Origin of the sequence: Burkholderia sp. MSMB1072 (assembly GCF_001524725.1) — a bacterium.
GTDB lineage: Bacteria > Pseudomonadota > Gammaproteobacteria > Burkholderiales > Burkholderiaceae > Burkholderia.
On the sequence record NZ_LOYC01000071.1, the window covers coordinates 303382 to 319039 of the forward strand.

Annotated in this window: 19 protein-coding genes and 1 pseudogene; 8 read left to right on the forward strand and 12 right to left on the reverse strand. The window is 67.0% G+C overall.

Annotated elements, in window-relative coordinates; genetic code table 11:
- Nucleotide 1: 1 nt before the first annotated feature.
- Together WS89_RS31370 and WS89_RS31375 are read left to right on the forward strand one after the other, a co-directional pair.
- Nucleotides 2-613: a chorismate--pyruvate lyase family protein gene (locus WS89_RS31370; RefSeq protein ID WP_059796002.1), complete on the forward strand. Its 612-nt coding sequence runs from the start codon at nucleotides 2-4 to the stop codon at nucleotides 611-613.
- Nucleotides 613-1089 carry a DNA-deoxyinosine glycosylase gene (locus WS89_RS31375; protein WP_059499173.1) on the forward strand — a complete coding sequence of 159 codons (477 nt, stop codon included), beginning with the start codon at nucleotides 613-615 and terminating at the stop codon, nucleotides 1087-1089. Before WS89_RS31370 ends, WS89_RS31375 begins: the two co-directional genes overlap by 1 nt.
- 64 nt (nucleotides 1090-1153) lie before the next feature.
- Here the strand turns inward: WS89_RS31375 and WS89_RS31380 are convergent, their stop codons facing one another.
- The 3 genes from WS89_RS31380 to WS89_RS31390 form a co-directional block, all read right to left on the reverse strand.
- Entirely contained in the window at nucleotides 1154-1477 is a 324-nt protein-coding gene (locus WS89_RS31380; protein ID WP_059795961.1) for a helix-turn-helix domain-containing protein, read from the reverse strand.
- Complete coding sequence (locus WS89_RS31385) at nucleotides 1474-1782, reverse strand: type II toxin-antitoxin system RelE/ParE family toxin (protein WP_441294216.1); 309 nt, start codon at nucleotides 1780-1782, stop codon at nucleotides 1474-1476. The genes WS89_RS31380 and WS89_RS31385 overlap by 4 nt, the downstream gene beginning before the upstream one ends.
- A gap of 341 nt (nucleotides 1783-2123) precedes the next feature.
- Nucleotides 2124-2378, reverse strand: coding sequence for a hypothetical protein (locus tag WS89_RS31390; RefSeq protein ID WP_034208041.1), 255 nt, complete (start codon nucleotides 2376-2378; stop codon nucleotides 2124-2126).
- A 132-nt stretch (nucleotides 2379-2510) separates the two neighbouring features.
- Between WS89_RS31390 and WS89_RS31395 the strand changes: the two genes are divergently transcribed.
- The 3 genes from WS89_RS31395 (at nucleotide 2511) to mctP (ending at nucleotide 5417) form a co-directional block, all read left to right on the forward strand.
- Nucleotides 2511-3428 carry a hypothetical protein gene (locus tag WS89_RS31395; RefSeq protein WP_059499176.1) on the forward strand — a complete coding sequence of 306 codons (918 nt, stop codon included), beginning with the start codon at nucleotides 2511-2513 and terminating at the stop codon, nucleotides 3426-3428.
- 199 nt (nucleotides 3429-3627) lie between these two features.
- Nucleotides 3628-3870 carry a DUF3311 domain-containing protein gene (locus WS89_RS31400; RefSeq protein ID WP_006754439.1) on the forward strand — a complete coding sequence of 81 codons (243 nt, stop codon included), beginning with the start codon at nucleotides 3628-3630 and terminating at the stop codon, nucleotides 3868-3870.
- Nucleotides 3867-5417, forward strand: a complete 1551-nt coding sequence (mctP, locus tag WS89_RS31405) for a monocarboxylate uptake permease MctP (protein WP_059499177.1) — start codon at nucleotides 3867-3869, stop codon at nucleotides 5415-5417. Before WS89_RS31400 ends, mctP begins: the two co-directional genes overlap by 4 nt.
- Nucleotides 5418-5509: 92 nt before the next feature.
- On the opposite strand, the gene WS89_RS31410 is transcribed toward mctP, so the two are convergent.
- The 5 genes from WS89_RS31410 to WS89_RS31430 all read right to left on the reverse strand — a co-directional run bounded on the left by WS89_RS31410 (nucleotide 5510) and on the right by WS89_RS31430 (nucleotide 10641).
- Nucleotides 5510-5965, reverse strand: a complete 456-nt coding sequence (locus WS89_RS31410) for a VOC family protein (RefSeq protein ID WP_059499178.1) — start codon at nucleotides 5963-5965, stop codon at nucleotides 5510-5512.
- Between the two features lie 241 nt (nucleotides 5966-6206).
- A complete protein-coding gene (gene tal, locus WS89_RS31415; protein WP_059499273.1) occupies nucleotides 6207-7160 on the reverse strand; it encodes a transaldolase in 954 nt (317 codons plus the stop codon).
- Nucleotides 7161-7328: 168 nt separating this feature from the next.
- On the reverse strand, nucleotides 7329-8540 hold the full coding sequence (locus WS89_RS31420) for a benzoate/H(+) symporter BenE family transporter (RefSeq protein ID WP_059795966.1): 1212 nt from the start codon (nucleotides 8538-8540) through the stop codon (nucleotides 7329-7331).
- A gap of 55 nt (nucleotides 8541-8595) precedes the next feature.
- Complete coding sequence (locus WS89_RS31425) at nucleotides 8596-9771, reverse strand: vWA domain-containing protein (RefSeq protein WP_059781264.1); 1176 nt, start codon at nucleotides 9769-9771, stop codon at nucleotides 8596-8598.
- Nucleotides 9772-9798: 27 nt separating this feature from the next.
- Nucleotides 9799-10641 (reverse strand): AAA family ATPase, encoded by an 843-nt coding sequence (locus WS89_RS31430; protein WP_034208036.1) that lies wholly within the window; start codon nucleotides 10639-10641, stop codon nucleotides 9799-9801.
- Nucleotides 10642-10885: 244 nt separating this feature from the next.
- On the opposite strand from WS89_RS31430, the gene WS89_RS31435 reads away from it, so the two are divergent.
- Nucleotides 10886-11245 (forward strand): c-type cytochrome, encoded by a 360-nt coding sequence (locus WS89_RS31435; protein WP_006478192.1) that lies wholly within the window; start codon nucleotides 10886-10888, stop codon nucleotides 11243-11245.
- Between the two features lie 40 nt (nucleotides 11246-11285).
- Nucleotides 11286-11645, forward strand: coding sequence for a c-type cytochrome (locus WS89_RS31440; protein WP_006490657.1), 360 nt, complete (start codon nucleotides 11286-11288; stop codon nucleotides 11643-11645).
- Between the two features lie 101 nt (nucleotides 11646-11746).
- Here the strand turns inward: WS89_RS31440 and WS89_RS31445 are convergent, their stop codons facing one another.
- The 3 genes from WS89_RS31445 to rsxB form a co-directional block, all read right to left on the reverse strand.
- Nucleotides 11747-12214 (reverse strand): DUF1841 family protein, encoded by a 468-nt coding sequence (locus tag WS89_RS31445; RefSeq protein ID WP_373557157.1) that lies wholly within the window; start codon nucleotides 12212-12214, stop codon nucleotides 11747-11749.
- A gap of 453 nt (nucleotides 12215-12667) precedes the next feature.
- The gene (gene nth / locus WS89_RS31450; protein ID WP_059795968.1) at nucleotides 12668-13312 is read right to left on the reverse strand and encodes an endonuclease III; all 645 of its coding nucleotides are present in this window, start codon (nucleotides 13310-13312) and stop codon (nucleotides 12668-12670) included.
- On the reverse strand, nucleotides 13309-14202 hold the full coding sequence (gene rsxB / locus WS89_RS31455; protein ID WP_373558404.1) for an electron transport complex subunit RsxB: 894 nt from the start codon (nucleotides 14200-14202) through the stop codon (nucleotides 13309-13311). The genes nth and rsxB overlap by 4 nt, the downstream gene beginning before the upstream one ends.
- 252 nt (nucleotides 14203-14454) lie before the next feature.
- Between rsxB and WS89_RS31460 the strand changes: the two genes are divergently transcribed.
- The gene (locus WS89_RS31460) at nucleotides 14455-15087 is read left to right on the forward strand and encodes a TetR family transcriptional regulator (RefSeq protein ID WP_034208032.1); all 633 of its coding nucleotides are present in this window, start codon (nucleotides 14455-14457) and stop codon (nucleotides 15085-15087) included.
- Nucleotides 15088-15191: 104 nt separating this feature from the next.
- On the opposite strand, the pseudogene WS89_RS31465 reads toward WS89_RS31460, so the two are convergent.
- A pseudogene (locus WS89_RS31465) lies at nucleotides 15192-15658 on the reverse strand (polyhydroxyalkanoate depolymerase); the annotation flags it as partial.

A 15658-nucleotide genomic window follows, 5' to 3' on the forward strand; every position in this document is an offset into this window, starting at 1 on the left:
CATGCGATTCGACGGCGCCCGGGCCGGCTGGCGCGAGACGCCGCGTCCTGGCTGCACGCTCGACCAGCGCGACTGGCTGACGCGCGGCGGATCGCTGACCGCGCACCTCGCGCGGCTCGGCCGCGTGAACGTGCGCGTGACGCGCGAGGCCGTCGACTCGCCATGGTTCGACGAGCCGGACGCGCTCGCCAGTTCGCCGCGCGCGCCGATGTGGGTGCGCGAGGTGATTTTGTCGGTCGACGGCACGCCGTACGTCGCCGCGCACAGCATTGCGCCGCTCGCCGCCAGCAAGGGCGTGTGGCAGGCGATGCGGCGGCTGCGCACGCGGCCGCTTGCGGAGCTGCTGTACAGCGATCCGCAGGTCGAGCGCTCGGCGCTCGTGAGCCGGCGCGTGATCGCCGGTCATCCGTTGTATGCGCTCGCGAGCCATGCATTGCAGGGCGCGCGCGCGCCGCATGCGTTTGCCGCGCGGCGCTCGGTGTTCCAGCGTCACGGCAAGCCGTTGATGGTCACCGAGTGCATGCTGCCGGCGCTGTGGCGCCATCTCGATGCGTACGGCGACGGGCCGCAATCGGGCGGGCCGCGATCGGCCGGGCCGCACGGAGGCGCGTGATGTTGCAGGGCTTTCCGCCGGTCGTCGCGGCGAATACGCACACGATGATTCTCGGCAGCTTTCCGGGCGAGGCGTCGCTCGACGCCGCGCAGTACTACGCGCATCCGCGCAACCAGTTCTGGCGGCTGCTCGGCGCGGTGCTCGGCGAGCCGATGCTGCACGAATTGCCGTACGACGCGCGGCTCGAGCGCGTGCTGTCGCACGGCATCGGCATCTGGGATGTGCTGGATGCGTGCCATCGCCAGGGCAGTCTCGATTCCGCGATCAGGAATGCGAAGCCGAACGACTTCGATTCGCTGCGCGCGCATGCGCCGTTGCTCAAGCGCGTGTGCTTCAACGGCAAGACGGCCGGGCGATTCGCCGACGTGATCGGCCAGGCCGGGTACGAGACGCTCGTGCTGCCTTCGTCGAGCCCGGCGAATGCAATGCTGTCGTTCGAGCAGAAGCTCGAGCACTGGCGTCGAATCGTGCTTTGATCGACCGGGCGCTGCCGGCGGCACGTGCGGCCAGCGCATCGGTGCGATCGAAACGACGCCGCCGTCAGGCGGCGAAAACGACTTCGATGTGTCCTGCGGCTTCCGACCGCCGGTCTGGCCCGACGACAATCTGCACGTCGCGTCCGAGCTTGGCGAGACATTCGAGCATCTTCGTCTCGCTCACGCCGCGAAACTGACCGCGCAACATGTTCGACAGCTTCGGCTGAGGGATGCCGAGCAATCGTGCCGCGTGCTGCTGCGTCCATTTGCGCGCCTTGATGATTTCCGCGATTTTCGCCGCGAGCTGGGCCTTCACCCGCATTTCGTCGGCATTGCGCATGCCCGGATCAGCGTAGACGTTCCCGCTGCCCTGTTCGATTTCGATCATCGCCTTTCTCCTGTTGCGTGTGCTTCGGCCGCTTTCAGACGTTCGCGGACGAGGTCGCTGTCCGGCCTGGGTGTCGCGACGCCGCTCGACGATTTCTTCTGGAAACAGTGCAGCACGTAGACGCTGCTGCCCAGCTTCACCGTGTAGACCGCGCGGTACGTGCCGTTGTCTTCCGATTCCACGGTCTCCAGCACGCCTGCCGATCCGAATCCCCTCAAGGGTTTGGCCCGATCGTGCTTGCGTCCCGTCTGCGCCAGATACAGCGCATACCCGAACGTGTCCTGCACGGCTTCGGGCATCGCCATCAAATCCTTGCGCGCCGAGCCAGTACAGCGGATCAATTTATCCCTATTTGGGTATAGATGGAAGGGCCGCCGAGGCATTCGGCGTGGCCGTTCAAATGCGGTGCCAGGAGCGGGGCAGACATGCGGCGGCCACCGAGGGGGCAGGGCCGGTTGTCGAGTGCCGCCGACGGGAAACGCGATGTGAACTTCCGGCCAGGAGGCCGCTGCTTCACAGTGTTGCGTCGCGTGGAGAGTCGAGACAATTCAGCCGTTTGACAGAGTGCTGTCGCGACGTATCGATGACGAAAGGAGGGCGTTGCTGACGAACCGCGATCACATGGGCTGGCGTGTCGCGTCGAAGCTCAATCGTCGTTGCCCCATCGCCAGCGGGGCTTCTCGCCCTTGATCCAGCACACGGCCGTCAGCAGCGCGACCAGCACCACGATGCACGCGCCGTACGCCACCGGCGATCGTTGCGGCGGCACCAGCCACGCGCTCGCGACGATCCCGATCGCGAACAGTAGCAGCACGACCCAGCCCTGCCACGCTACCGGTAATCCCCATCCCCAGCCGTAGCGCTTCGCCGGGAACCAGATCTTCTTGTCGTTCGAAGTCATACGCGCTCCTGTGGATCCACGAACGCAGCGTAGCGCCGACGGGGTCCGGCGTCACGCGTCGCGGCCTCCGTCTTCCGCCAATGCTATCCTCTCGTCCGCTCATCCAGCGTCACCCAGCGAGATTCAACCATCATGACCCGACTGATCAAGCGCGCGTCCGCCGAGGCACGCGCGTTCAAGCAACGCAAGCCGTCCGCCTACAACGGCTCCGAAAAGCTCCAGCCGCCGCGCGTGAAGCGCCGCCCGGACATCGACGAACACGACGACGTGCCGGTGCTCGAAGCGCCGCGCAAGCCGCGCTTCGCGCCCGTTACGTTCTCCGAAGAAGGCGGCGTGCGCTTCCTGCACTTCGGTACCGAGTGGGTGCAGGGCGCGATGCGGATTTCGAAGCCGCTGCATATCGAGCTCGAATACGCGCAGCAGATGATGGCGTGGCTGCTGTTCCTCGAAACGCCCGAGCGGATCGTCCAGCTCGGGCTCGGCACCGGCGCGCTGACCAAGTTCGCGCATCGTTTCCTGCCGCACGCGAAGGTCGAGGCCGTCGAGCTGAACCCGGCCGTGATCGTCGCCGCGCGCACGATGTTCGCGCTGCCGCCCGACGACGCGCGCCTCGTCGTGCACGAAGCCGACGCCTGGGACTTCGTCAACGATCCGGCCAACCGCGGCACGACCGGCGCGATTCAGATCGACCTGTACGACGCGACCGCGCGCGGCCCCGTGCTCGACAGCGTCGCGTTCTACCGCGCGGTGCGCGGCTGCCTCGCCGACGCCGGCATCGCGACGATCAACCTGTTCGGCGATCATCCGAGCTTCGTGCGCAACATGAAACACCTGAACGCGGCGTTCGATCACCGCGTGATCGCGCTGCCCGAGGTGCACGACGGCAACCGGATCGCGATTGCGTTCTCGGGCCCCGCGTTGGAGGTGTCGTTCGCTCAGCTCGACGCCCGCGCGAAGCTGATCGAGGACACGCTGAAGCTGCCCGCGCGCAAGTGGGTGAAAGCTTTGAAAGAAACGACGGGCGCACGCGACGCCGCGTTCGCGATCTGACGCCGGATGCATCGGCGGCAGGCCGGTGCAACCGCGCGACAAGGGGCGGATCACCTCGGGTTCGCCCCTGCTTGACCGCGTGCTCGCGGCTCCTATACTGGCGCGAAGCCAGGGGAGCCGCAGTCTACCCGTTTTGCCGCTCCTCTCGGTGCCGTACCCGCTCAACAAGATCGATAACCGGGATAGAAGAGGAGACGTCATGGCTCACGATGCCGACGCCAACCGGGCCGCCAAGCGCTGGCTCTGGCTGCTGGTACTGCCGCTGATCGCGATGGTCTGGGTGCCGTCGTACAGCAAGATCGAACCGCAATGGTTCGGTTTTCCGTTTTTCTACTGGTACCAGTTGCTGTGGGTCTTCATCAGCGCGGTGATCACCGCGTTCGTGTATTTCAAGACCAAGAACGCATGGAAGGCGAGCGGCCCGCAAGGAGGTGCGCAATGAATCTCGGCGCGACCTTCGTCTTCGTCCTGTTGTTCATCGGCGTCACGATCATCGGCTTCCTGGCCGCGAACTGGCGGCGCGGCGATCTTGCCCATCTCGACGAATGGGGCCTCGGCGGCCGCCGCTTCGGCACGATCGTCACGTGGTTCCTGCTCGGCGGCGATCTCTACACGGCCTACACGTTCGTCGCGGTGCCCGCGCTCGTGTTCGGCGCCGGCGCGATGGGCTTCTTCGCGCTGCCGTACACGATCCTGATCTATCCGTTCGCGTTCGTCGTGTTCCCGAAGCTGTGGAGCATCGCGAAGCGGCACGGCTACGTGACGGCTGCCGATTTCGTCAACGCACGCTACGGCAGCCGCATGCTTGCGCTGGCGATCGCGGTGACGGGCATCGTCGCGACGATGCCGTACATCGCGCTGCAGCTCGTCGGCATCGAGGTGGTGATCGGCGCGCTCGGCTTCGACACGACCGGCTTCGTCGGCGATCTGCCGCTGATCATCGCGTTCGCGATCCTGGCCGCGTACACGTACACGTCGGGGCTGCGCGCGCCGGCGATGATCGCGATCGTGAAGGACGTGCTGATCTACGTCACGATCGCCGCCGCGATCATCGTGATCCCCGCGAAGCTCGGCGGCTTCGGGCACATCTTCTCCGCGGTGCCGCCCGCGAAGCTGCTGCTGAAGGCACCCGACGCGACGAGCCTGAACGGCTACAGCGCGTATGCGACGCTCGCGATCGGCTCGGCGCTCGCGCTGTTCCTGTATCCGCACTCGGTCACGGCGATCCTGTCGTCGTCGTCGGGCAATTCGATCCGCCGCAACATGGCGATGCTGCCCGCGTACTCGTTCGTGCTCGGCCTGCTGGCGCTGCTCGGCTACATGGCGCTCGCCTCCGGCGTGAAGGACATGCCGCAGTACGCGCCGTACTTCAAGGCGTTCGGCCCGAACTTCGCGGTGCCCGCGCTGTTCCTCGAGTATTTCCCGTCGTGGTTCGTCGGCGTCGCGTTCGCGGCGATCGGCATCGGCGCGCTGGTGCCGGCGGCGATCATGTCGATCGCGGCCGCGAACCTGTACACGCGCAACATCCATCGCGAGTTCGTCAACCGCAACATGTCGCATGACCAGGAGACGCACGTCGCGAAGCTCGTCTCGCTGATCGTGAAGGTCGGCGCGGTGGCGTTCATCCTCGGGTTGCCGCTGACCTACGCGATCCAGTTGCAGCTGCTCGGCGGGATCTGGATCATCCAGACGCTGCCGGCGATCGTGCTCGGCCTGTACACGCGCGTGCTCGACCATCGCGGCTTGCTGGCCGGCTGGGCGGCCGGCATCGTCTGCGGCACGTGGATGGCGATCTCGCTGAAGCTGGCCAGTTCGATCTTCACGATCCACCTGTTCGGCCTCGCGATCCCCGGCTATGCGGCCGTGTGGTCGCTGGTCGTGAACCTAGTGGTGTCGGTGGCGGTGAGCGTGCTGGTGCGCGCGATGGGCATGGCTCATGCGGAGGATCGCACGCGGCCGGAGGATTATCTCGACGTCGTCGAGGGTTGAGACGGCGTCGTGCGCGGCCGTGTGCCGCGCACGACGCTTTGCTCAGGAGCGAAAACGCCCGCCACCGCGAGGTGGCGGGCGTTTCCTTGGCGTCAGCCCTGCGCGCGTTTCGCGAGATCCTCGCGCTGCGACGGATCCTCGACGTTGACCATCCAGTGCACGCCGAAACGATCCTTCGCCATCCCGAAGCCGAGCGCCCAGAACGTCTTGCCGAACGGCATCGTCACTTCGCCGCCGTCGGCGAGCGCATTGAACAGCTTCTGGCCTTCGTCGACCGTCGTCGGGTTCAGCGACAGCGAATAGCCGGCGTGCGCGGCGCCGGTCGGCTGGCTGCAATCGCCGTCCGAGCACATGATCATCGAGTCGCCGATCGTGAAGCTCGCATGCATCACCTTGTCGCTCATTTCCGGCGGCATCGGGTAATCGGAATTCGGCGGTGCGTCCTTGAAGTGCATCTTGAACACGGTCTTTGCGCCGAGTGCTTTTTCGTAGAACTGAAGGGCTTCGTCGGCACGGCCGTAGAACGTCAGGTACGGTTGAACTTGCATCGTTGTCTCCTGGGATGAGCCGTGCCGGCGCGTCGGCGCTGGCTTGGCGTCGTGCAAGATTGACTGGGGAAAGGGCGCATCGGGAGGCGGCCGTCGCACCCGTGACGTGGATTGTAGTGCGCGCGCTTGACGATGGAATGAAAAATAAAAACGGCCGCGAACATCGCGTTCGCGGCCGTTGCAGCGCACGTACTGACGGCTGTTGTCAGTCTTGCTGACAGCCGCTGACGCGCAGCGCGGCTCAGCGCAGCGCGTCGATCAGCTTCTCGAGCTTCACCGCGTCGGCGGCGAACACGCGGATGCCTTCGGCGAGCTTTTCGGTCGCCATCGCTTCGTCGTTCAGCTGGAAGCGGAACGATGCCTCGTCGATCGCGACGCGCTCGGCCGGCTTGTCCTGCAGCGTTTCCGGGGACAGCTTGCGTGCGACCGTCTCGTTGCTCTCGTGCAGCTTCTGCAGCAAGTCGGGACTGATCGTCAGCAGGTCGCAGCCGGCGAGCTCGATGATCTGGCTCGTCGTGCGGAAGCTCGCGCCCATCACTTCGGTCTTGTAGCCGAACGTCTTGTAGTACGTGTAGATGCGGCGCACCGATTGCACGCCCGGATCGTTCGCGCCGCCGTCGCGCGCTTCGTTCCATTCCGCGCCGGCCTGCTTCTTGTACCAGTCGTAGATGCGGCCGACGAACGGCGAGATCAGTTGCGCGCCGGCTTCCGCGCACGCGGCGGCCTGCACGAGCGAGAAAAGCAGGGTCATGTTGCACTTGATCCCTTCCTTCTGCAGCACCTCGGCCGCGCGGATGCCTTCCCACGTCGACGCGAGCTTGATCAGGATGCGCTCGCGGCCGACGCCGGCGGCTTCGTACAGCTTGACGAGCTCGCGGCCCTTGTCGATCGAGCGCTGCGTGTCGAACGACAGGCGCGCGTCGACCTCGGTCGACACGCGGCCGGGGATCAGCTTCAGGATTTCGGTGCCGAATGCGATCAGCAGGCGGTCGATGATGAAATCGGTGCTTTCGTTGCGATGATCGCGGACGGTTTTCTCGAGGATCGGCTTGTACGCATCCTTCTGGACGGCCTTCAGGATCAGCGACGGGTTCGTGGTCGCGTCCTGCGGCTTGTATTGCGCAAGCTGCTGGAAGTCGCCCGTGTCGGCGACGACGGTCGTGTACTGCTTCAGCTGGTCGAGTGCGGTAGTCATGGCGATTCGGAAGAAGAGCGCGGGGCGCCGGGTTCTCACGGGCCGCGCGAGCGCGGCGGCGAAGCGAAGCGGCGCCGGGCGCCGCTTCCGATCCATCATTTTAGGCCCGATTCGTGTCGGGCACGTTTTGGCGTGCCGGGCGCGCGCCGCGGCGGGCGGCGAGCCGCGTCACGCGGGGCGCCGCGCGTTCAGGATCACCTGCGTGACGACGCCCGCGACGAGCCCCCAGAACGCCGAGCCGATCGACAGCAGCGTGAGGCCCGACGCGGTCACCATGAACGTGACGAGCGCCGCTTCGCGCTGCTTCACGTCCTGCATCGCGTTCGCGAGCCCGCTCATGATCGAGCCGAACAGCGCGAGCGCCGCGACCGACACGACGAGCGCCTTCGGCAGCGCCGCGAACAGCGCGGCGATCGTCGCGCCCAAGATGCCGGCGACCAGGTAGAACGTGCCGCACCACACGGCGGCCGTGTAGCGCTTCGCATGATCCTCGTGCGCTTCGGGGCCGGTACAGATCGCGGCCGTGATCGCCGCGAGATTCACGCCGTGCGAGCCGAACGGCGCGAGCAGCAGCGACGCGAGGCCGGTCGTCGCGATCAGCGGCGACGACGGCGTCGGATAGCCGTCCGCGCGCAACACCGCGATGCCCGGCACGTTCTGCGACGCCATCGCGACGACGAACAGCGGAATGCCGATGCTGACGATCGACGCGATCGAGAACGCGGGCATCGTGAACACGGGCTGCGCGAGCGCGATGTGGAAGCGGCTGAAATCGAGCAGCCCGAGGCCGCCGGCCACCGCGGTGCCGACGATCAGCGTCGTGACGATCGCATAGCGCGGCGCGAGCCGCTTGACGATCAGGTAGGTGAAGAACATCGCGAGCACGAGCGCGGTCTGGAACTGCGCGGCGCGGAAGATCTCGATGCCGATCTCGAACAGGATGCCCGCGAGCAGCGCGGCCGCGATGCCGGCCGGGATGCGCTTCATCAGCGTGTCGAACAGCCCGCTCACGCCGACGGCCGTCAGCAGCAGCGCGCATACGACGAACGCGCCGATCGCCTCGGGGTACGGCACGCCGGGCAGCGACGCGATCAGCAGCGCGGCGCCGGGCGTCGACCATGCGACGACGACGGGCGCGCGAAAGCGCAGCGACAGGCCGATCGTCGTCACCGCCATGCCGATCGACAGCGCCCAGATCCACGACGAGATCTGCGCATCGGTGAGGTGGGCGGCGCGGCCGGCCTGGAACATCAGTACGAGCGAGCTCGTGTAGCCGGTCATCATCGCGACGAAGCCGGCGACGAGCGCGGACACGGACGTATCGGCGAAAAAGCGGCGGCCGCCGGCGCGGCCGGCGCTCGCGGTGGACGAAGGGTTCATGCTTTCTCCGGGGCGGCCGCTCGGACGCGGCCTGTGTATCTGCGGGTGGGTGTCGTTACTTGCTGAGTGCGCGCATCGCGGTTTCGAGGCCCGCGAGCGTGAGCGGATACATGCGCTGGCCGAGCACGTCGCGAATGATCGCGATCGACTGCCGGTACTCCCATAGCCGCTCCGGCTCGGGGTTCAGCCATGCGTGATGCGGAAATTGGTCGGCGAGGCGGCGCAGCCACACGGCGCCGGCTTCCGGGTTGTTGTATTCGACCGAGCCGCCGGGCTGCAGCACTTCGTACGGGCTCATCGTCGCGTCGCCGACGAAGATCAGCTTGTAGTCGGGCGTGAACTTGTGCAGCACGTCCCACGTCGCGGTGCGTTCCGAGTGGCGGCGGCGGTTGTTCTTCCACAGGTGGTCGTACACGCAGTTGTGGAAGTAGAAGAATTCGAGGTGCTTGAATTCGGCCTTCGCGGCCGAGAACAGCTCTTCGGTGCGCTTGATGTGGTCGTCCATCGAGCCGCCGACGTCGAGCAGCATCAGCACCTTCACGTTGTTGTGGCGCTCGGGCACCATCCGCAGGTCGAGCCAGCCCGCGTTCGCGGCCGTGCTGCGGATCGTGCCGGGCAGGTCGAGTTCCTCGGCCGCGCCTTCGCGCGCAAAGCGGCGCAGCCGCCGCAGCGCGACCTTGATGTTGCGCGTGCCGATCTCGACCGAATCGTCGTAGTCGCGATAGGCGCGCGCTTCCCACACTTTCACCGCGGTGCGGTTGCCGTTCGACGGGCCGCCGATGCGCACGCCTTCAGGGTTGTAGCCGCCGTGCCCGAACGGCGACGTGCCGCCGGTGCCGATCCATTTGTTGCCGCCTTCGTGGCGCTCCTTCTGCTCGTCGAGCAGCGCCTTCAAGCGCTCCATCAGCTTGTCGAGCCCGCCCAGCGCTTCGATCTGGGCCTTTTCCTCCGGCGACAGCTCGCGCTCGAGGCGCTTCTCGAGCCAGTCGAGCGGGATGTCGAACGCCTCGGACGGCAGTGCGGACACGCCGTGGAAATACGCGCCGAACGCCTGGTCGAACTTGTCGAAGTACTGCTCGTCCTTGACGAGCGTCATCCGCGCGAGGAAGTAGAACGCGTCGATCGACGGCGAGATCAGCCCGGCCTTCAGCGATTCGAGCAGCGTCAGGTATTCCTTCACCGAGACGGGCAGCTTGGCTGCGCGCAGCGCGTAGAAGAAATTGAGCAGCATGGCCGGGCCTTCGCGGGTGAGGGAGGATTACCGGTTGTGCCGGTTCATGTAGACGAGCCGTTCGAGCAGGCTCAAATCCTGCTCGTTCTTCAGCAGCGCACCCGCGAGCGGCGGCACGATCTGTTTCGCGTCCGCGCCGCGCAGCGCGTCGGCCGGGATGTTCTCGGCGAGCAGCAGCTTCAGCCAGTCGAGCAGTTCGGACGTCGACGGCTTCTTCTTCAGGCCCGACACGCCGCGCAATTCGAAGAAACTCTCGAGCGCCGCGCGCAGCAGCTCCTCGCGGATGTCGGGGAAGTGCACCGCGACGATCTTCTGCATCGTCGCCGGGTCCGGAAACTGGATGTAGTGGAAGAAGCAGCGGCGCAGGAACGCGTCGGGCAGCTCCTTCTCGTTGTTCGACGTGATGATGACGAGCGGGCGGTGCTTCGCGCGGACCGTCTCGCGCGTCTCGTACACGTGGAACTCCATCCGGTCGAGCTCGCGCAGCAGGTCGTTCGGGAATTCGATGTCGGCCTTGTCGATCTCGTCGATCAGCAGCACGCTCGGGCGCTCGGCGTCGAACGCCTGCCACAGCACGCCCTTGACGATGTAGTTCGCGATGTCCTTCACGCGCTCGTCGCCGAGCTGCGAGTCGCGCAGCCGCGACACCGCGTCGTATTCGTACAGGCCCTGCTGCGCCTTGGTGGTCGACTTGATGTGCCACTGCAGCAGCGGCATGTCGAGCGCGGCGGCCACTTCCTCGGCGAGCATGGTCTTGCCGGTGCCGGGCTCGCCCTTGATCAGCAGCGGGCGTTGCAGCGTCAGCGCGGCATTGACCGCGAGCTTCAGATCGTCGGTGGCGACGTAGTGCGAGGACCCTTCGAAACGCATGGCGGCGCTCTTCTTTCTCGGGAAAAAACCCAGTATAAGTCAGAAGGGCTGTGCGGTTGAGCCGCGCCCGCGTATCGTAGCGGGGCTGTGGCGGGGCGGACCGGGGCGCCTTATGGACGCGTTCCCCGCCGACGCGGTACAATCTGGCCGTTTTTTTTGGCCTGCGTGGCGATCCGATAAGCAAAACGGCGCGGGCCGTTGCCGCTTAGGCGCCAGTTTCCCCTCAAGCTAGGTTACAAGAGCTATGAACAAATTCGTCGGCAAACACGTCGTTGTCGCAGCGCTCGTGGCGCTCGCGGGCAGCGCGCAGGCGGCCGGTGTGGTCGGCAACCCGAAGGACGGGGCGAGCAAGGCCGCCATGTGCATCGGTTGCCACGGCATCCAGGACTACCGCGCGGCGTATCCGGAGGTCTACCGGGTGCCTGTCCTCGGCGGCCAGAACCAGCAATACCTCGAGAACGCGCTGAAGGCCTACCGCAAGAAGGATCGTCACTTCCCGTCGATGAATGCGATCGCCGGTTCGCTGACCGACCAGGACATCGCGGATCTGTCGGCGTACTACGCCGCCCAGAAGGCCGACACGAAGGACAACCCCTACAAGTAAAGCGCGCGCCGCCGATCTCCCCGGCGGGACAGGAGCATTCATGAACAACGCATTCAAGACGGCGGCGGTGGCACTGGCGGCCGGCCTCGCGATCGGTACCGCGCACGCCGCGGACATCTCGAAGGGCAAGGAACTGGTCGAATCGCACAACTGCGCGGCCTGCCACGGCGCGCAACTGAACAAGCCGATCAACGCGGAGTACCCGCGCCTCGCCGGCCAGCACGCCGACTACCTCGTGTGGGCGATGCGCCAGTACCAGATGGGGCTGACGAACCCGCTGCTCGGCCGCAACAACGCGATCATGCAGGCGCAGGTGCAGAACCTGTCGGTCAGCGACATGAAGGACATCGCGTCCTACATCGAGTCGCTGAAGGAAACCGACCTCGTGTTCAAGAAGTAAGCGCGACGGGCCTCACGGGCTCGTGCAGCAAGAATGCCCCGCCTCGGCGGGGTATTTTTTTGTCCGCGGCCCGGCGCAGGTCGACGTGCCGGGCCGCGCGCTCAGTCGCGCGACGCGCGGCGCAGGATGCGCTGCAGGTACGCGTCGGTATCGGGCGGCGTGTTCGTGCGCTGCGCTTCCCAGATCGTCTCGCCGAGGCATTCCATGATCGCGTGCTGCGCGTCGTGGGTCGAGTCGAGCTTCGCGGCCAGCTTGTCGTGCGCGGCGCGGATGCCGGGCGGCTGGTCGATCGACAACTGCTCGCTGATCGCGAGGTGCATCGACAGGTGCAGGAACGGGTTCGTGCGGCCTTCCTCGGGTGTGTAGTCGCGCGCGGCCGCGCCGTCGGCGTCGGCCAGCTCGTCGTGGTATTCGGGATGCTCGACGATCCAGTCGGCTGCGATCGCTTCCAGCGGCGTCAGGATTTCGCCCGCGCGCTGCTTGCGCCAGGTCTCGGTGAAAAAGCGACGCACGTCGTCGCGGCTTGGATTGAACATGGTGGGGAAACGTCGTGATTCGGGCGGCGTCATGCCGCGTCGCGCATTGTACGCCGGAGCGGCGGACGGCGCTGGCGGCCGCCGCGGGGCGGCTGGACGCAGGCGACGCGGGGCGTTGCGGCCGCCCGCTGCGCAACGGGCAAGCGCGGGCCAGGCTCGCCGCCGCCGCGCCGCTACACGCCGACGGTTCCGTCACGGCGCCTGGTTAGCCCGTTTCATCATGACCGACGTCGTTCGCCGTTCGCCGTTCGCCGTTCGCCTTTCGCCCTCCGTCCTCCGTCCTCCGTCCTCCGTCCTCCGTCCGCCGCCCTGCAGGGCGCGCTCAACGTCGCATTGTCTGCCGCCGCGTTCGGTGCGATGGCGATCGTCGGCCGTTACGCGTATGCGGCCGGCGTCGACGCGACGGCGACGTCCAACGCGTAGCCGGGAAGGGGAGGAGCGGGCGTCGCGACGGCGCGTGCGGCGCTCGCCCATGCGGCGCGACGCTTATTCGTCGGGCGGCGGCGTCTTCGGCCGGAACTCGCACAGCGGTTCGATCGCGCAGTGCCAGCATTCGGGCCGCCGCGCCTTGCACACGTAGCGCCCGTGCAGGATCAGCCAGTGATGCGCGTCCTGCAGGAATTCCTTCGGCGTGAACTTTTCGAGCGCGGCCTCGACGGCCCGCACGTCCTTGCCCGGCGCGAGCCCGGTGCGATTCGCGACGCGGAAGATATGCGTGTCGACCGCGATCGTCGGCTGGCCGAACGCGGTGTTCAGCACGACGTTCGCGGTCTTGCGGCCGACGCCCGGCAGGCCTTCGAGCGCTTCGCGATCGGCCGGCACCTCGCCGCCGTAGCGCTCGAGCAGGATCCGGCACGTCGCGACCACGTTCTTCGCCTTGGTGCGATAGAGGCCGATCGTCTTGATGTACTCGGTGACGCCTTCCTCGCCAAGCGCGACGATTTGTCGCGGGGTATTCGCGACCGGAAACATTTTCCGCATCGCCTTGTTGACCGACACGTCGGTCGCCTGCGCGGACAGCATCACGGCGATCAGCAGTTCGAACGGCGTCGAGTATTCGAGTTCGGTGGTCGGATGCGGATTGAGGCTCTGCAGCGTTTCGTAGATCGCGCGTCGTTTGCTGGCGTTCATGGAGCGTTCTGGTCGGGCGGCGCGGACGGGCCGTCCGGATCGTCGCCATCTGTGTCGTTGTCGTGGTCGTGGCCGCCCGATGCCGCTTCGGCGTCGCGCTGCGCCTGCTGCTCGGCGAGTCGCTTGCGGCGGGCCTCGGCCGCGTCGATCTGCGCCTGGACGGCCGCGCTCACGCCTTCGGTGTTCTTCGGCCCGGCGCCTTGTCCGGACAGTTCTTCCTTCTTCTTGCGTGCGCGTTCGAGCGCGGCGGCGATGATCGCGCGTTTCTTCGCTTCGGCGTCGTCGGCGGCCGGCGCATCCGGCTGCGCCGCGGCGGGGCCTGCGGCCGGCTTTGCCGCACTGGCCGCGCGGCGGGCGGCGGCGCGCGCTTCGGCAGCCTCGCGCTCGCGGCGCTGGCGCGCGAGCCGCAGGTCGTGGCGTTCGCGCGCGGCGTCGGCCTGTTCCTGCGACCACGCATCCCAGCCGGTGCGATCGCCGGTCACCGGCAGCATCGCGATGCAGTCGACCGGGCACGGCGGCACGCACAGGTCGCAGCCCGTGCACAGCGACGCGACGATCGTGTGCATCTGCTTCGGTGCGCCGACGATCGCATCGACCGGACACGCCTGCATGCACAGCGTGCAGCCGATGCACAGGTTTTCGTCGATGAACGCGATCGCGCGCGGATGTTCGCTGCCGTTGACGGGGTTCAGCGGAATCACCGGCTTGCCGAGCAGGTTCGCGAGACGCGCGATGCCTTCGGCGCCGCCGGGTGGGCACTGGTTGTAGTTCGCGTCGCCGGCGGCGATCGCCTCGGCGTACGGACGGCAGCCGTTATAGCCGCACTTCGTGCATTGCGTCTGGGGAAGCAGATCTTCGATGCGATCCGCGAGTGTTTTGGAGTCGGTCACGGTGACAACGGGCGCAACGGCGCCGAATGGCTCTCGGCCGCGTCGGGCGCGGCCGGAAAGGTTTGCCAAAGCTCGATTATCGCCGATTTCCCGCATTGCGCTGGACGCCGTCTATGCGCATAATCGAACCGCTTTTTTGCAGGGGCTCAGCAGGAGGGCGGCCGCCCGCGGCGCGCCCGTTCCAGGGCGGCCGGCGCCGAGGCGGTGGGGGTGCCGGTCCGGATCAAGCGGCTCACGTAGCAAAACGCCACCATGAATCAGCCAAAAATCAAAAGAGATCCTGAAGGTACGCGCCGCCGCATCCTGATGGCGGCAGCCGAAGAGTTCGCGAATGGAGGGCTGTTCGGCGCGCGCGTCGATCAGATCGCGCGCCGGGCCGAAACGAACGAGCGCATGCTCTATTACTACTTCGGCAGCAAGGAACAGCTCTTCACGGCGGTGCTCGAACACGCGTTCTCCGCGCTGACGGAGGCCGAGCGCGTGCTGGATCTCGACGGCGTCGCGCCGGTCGAGGCCGTCACGCGGCTCGCGCATTTCGTTTGGGACTACTACCGCGACCATCCGGAGCTGCTCAGGCTCATCAACAACGAGAACCTGCACGAAGCGCGCTATCTGCACAAGTCGACGCGGATCCGCGAGATGATGTCGCCGATCGTCGCGAAGCTCGGCAACGTGCTGATGCGCGGCCAGAAGGCCGGGCTGTTCCGCGGCGACGTCGATCCGCTGCGCTTCTACGTGACGCTGTCGGGGCTCGGCTATTACATCGTCTCGAACCGCTTCACGCTCGCGGCGACGCTCGGCCGCGACTTCACCGACACCGACGAGCGCGCGGAGATGGTCCGGATGAGCACCGAGGTGCTGCTCGCGTATCTGCTGCGGCGCTGACGCGACGAACGGACGAGCCGATGAGCCGCCCGCTCGCGGCCGCCGCATAAAAAAACGCCGCCGTACGCAAGAACGGCGGCGTTTTTGCGTCGGAACGCGGCGCGTCAGGCGGCCTTGCGGGCCCGCACGGTTTTTGCGCGCGAGCCGCCTGCCGCGCGTTTCGCAGCGGGCGCGGCTTTCGCAGCGGGCGTTTTGGCGGGCGCGACCGTCACGGCCGGCGTTTTCGCGCGCGCGCGTTTCGCGGCAGTGACGCGCGCTGTCGTTTCCGGCTGCGGCTTGGCGGCCGGCACGGCGCCGATCGTGGTCGCATCCTGGGCGTCGGCGGGCAGCTTCGTCGCGCCGTGCTTCGGTTCCGGCGCATGCTCGCGGATGAAGTCGCGCAGTTGCGGGTAGATGATCGTGCGCCAGCGGCGGCCCGAGAAGATCCCGTAGTGGCCGCACTTCTCGGCGGTCAGGCTGCGGCGATCGTCTTGCGGGATGCCGGTGCACAGCTCGTGCGCGACGTGCGTCTGGCCGCTGCCCGAGATGTCGTCGAGTTCGCCCTCGATCGTCATCAGCGCGGTGTGCTTGA

Bases quoted from the DNA above. Each gene is read 5' to 3' on its own strand.
- WS89_RS31370 (WP_059796002.1), top strand. From the start codon at position 2: ATGCGATTCGACGGCGCCCGGGCCGGCTGGCGCGAGACGCCGCGTCCT.
- WS89_RS31375 (WP_059499173.1), top strand. From the start codon at position 613: ATGTTGCAGGGCTTTCCGCCGGTCGTCGCGGCGAATACGCACACGATG.
- WS89_RS31380 (WP_059795961.1), bottom strand. From the start codon at position 1,477: ATGATCGAAATCGAACAGGGCAGCGGGAACGTCTACGCTGATCCGGGC.
- WS89_RS31385 (WP_441294216.1), bottom strand. From the start codon at position 1,782: ATGGCGATGCCCGAAGCCGTGCAGGACACGTTCGGGTATGCGCTGTAT.
- WS89_RS31390 (WP_034208041.1), bottom strand. From the start codon at position 2,378: ATGACTTCGAACGACAAGAAGATCTGGTTCCCGGCGAAGCGCTACGGC.
- WS89_RS31395 (WP_059499176.1), top strand. From the start codon at position 2,511: ATGACCCGACTGATCAAGCGCGCGTCCGCCGAGGCACGCGCGTTCAAG.
- WS89_RS31400 (WP_006754439.1), top strand. From the start codon at position 3,628: ATGGCTCACGATGCCGACGCCAACCGGGCCGCCAAGCGCTGGCTCTGG.
- mctP (WP_059499177.1), top strand. From the start codon at position 3,867: ATGAATCTCGGCGCGACCTTCGTCTTCGTCCTGTTGTTCATCGGCGTC.
- WS89_RS31410 (WP_059499178.1), bottom strand. From the start codon at position 5,965: ATGCAAGTTCAACCGTACCTGACGTTCTACGGCCGTGCCGACGAAGCC.
- tal (WP_059499273.1), bottom strand. From the start codon at position 7,160: ATGACTACCGCACTCGACCAGCTGAAGCAGTACACGACCGTCGTCGCC.
- WS89_RS31420 (WP_059795966.1), bottom strand. From the start codon at position 8,540: ATGAACCCTTCGTCCACCGCGAGCGCCGGCCGCGCCGGCGGCCGCCGC.
- WS89_RS31425 (WP_059781264.1), bottom strand. From the start codon at position 9,771: ATGCTGCTCAATTTCTTCTACGCGCTGCGCGCAGCCAAGCTGCCCGTC.
- WS89_RS31430 (WP_034208036.1), bottom strand. From the start codon at position 10,641: ATGCGTTTCGAAGGGTCCTCGCACTACGTCGCCACCGACGATCTGAAG.
- WS89_RS31435 (WP_006478192.1), top strand. From the start codon at position 10,886: ATGAACAAATTCGTCGGCAAACACGTCGTTGTCGCAGCGCTCGTGGCG.
- WS89_RS31440 (WP_006490657.1), top strand. From the start codon at position 11,286: ATGAACAACGCATTCAAGACGGCGGCGGTGGCACTGGCGGCCGGCCTC.
- WS89_RS31445 (WP_373557157.1), bottom strand. From the start codon at position 12,214: ATGACGCCGCCCGAATCACGACGTTTCCCCACCATGTTCAATCCAAGC.
- nth (WP_059795968.1), bottom strand. From the start codon at position 13,312: ATGAACGCCAGCAAACGACGCGCGATCTACGAAACGCTGCAGAGCCTC.
- WS89_RS31460 (WP_034208032.1), top strand. From the start codon at position 14,455: ATGAATCAGCCAAAAATCAAAAGAGATCCTGAAGGTACGCGCCGCCGC.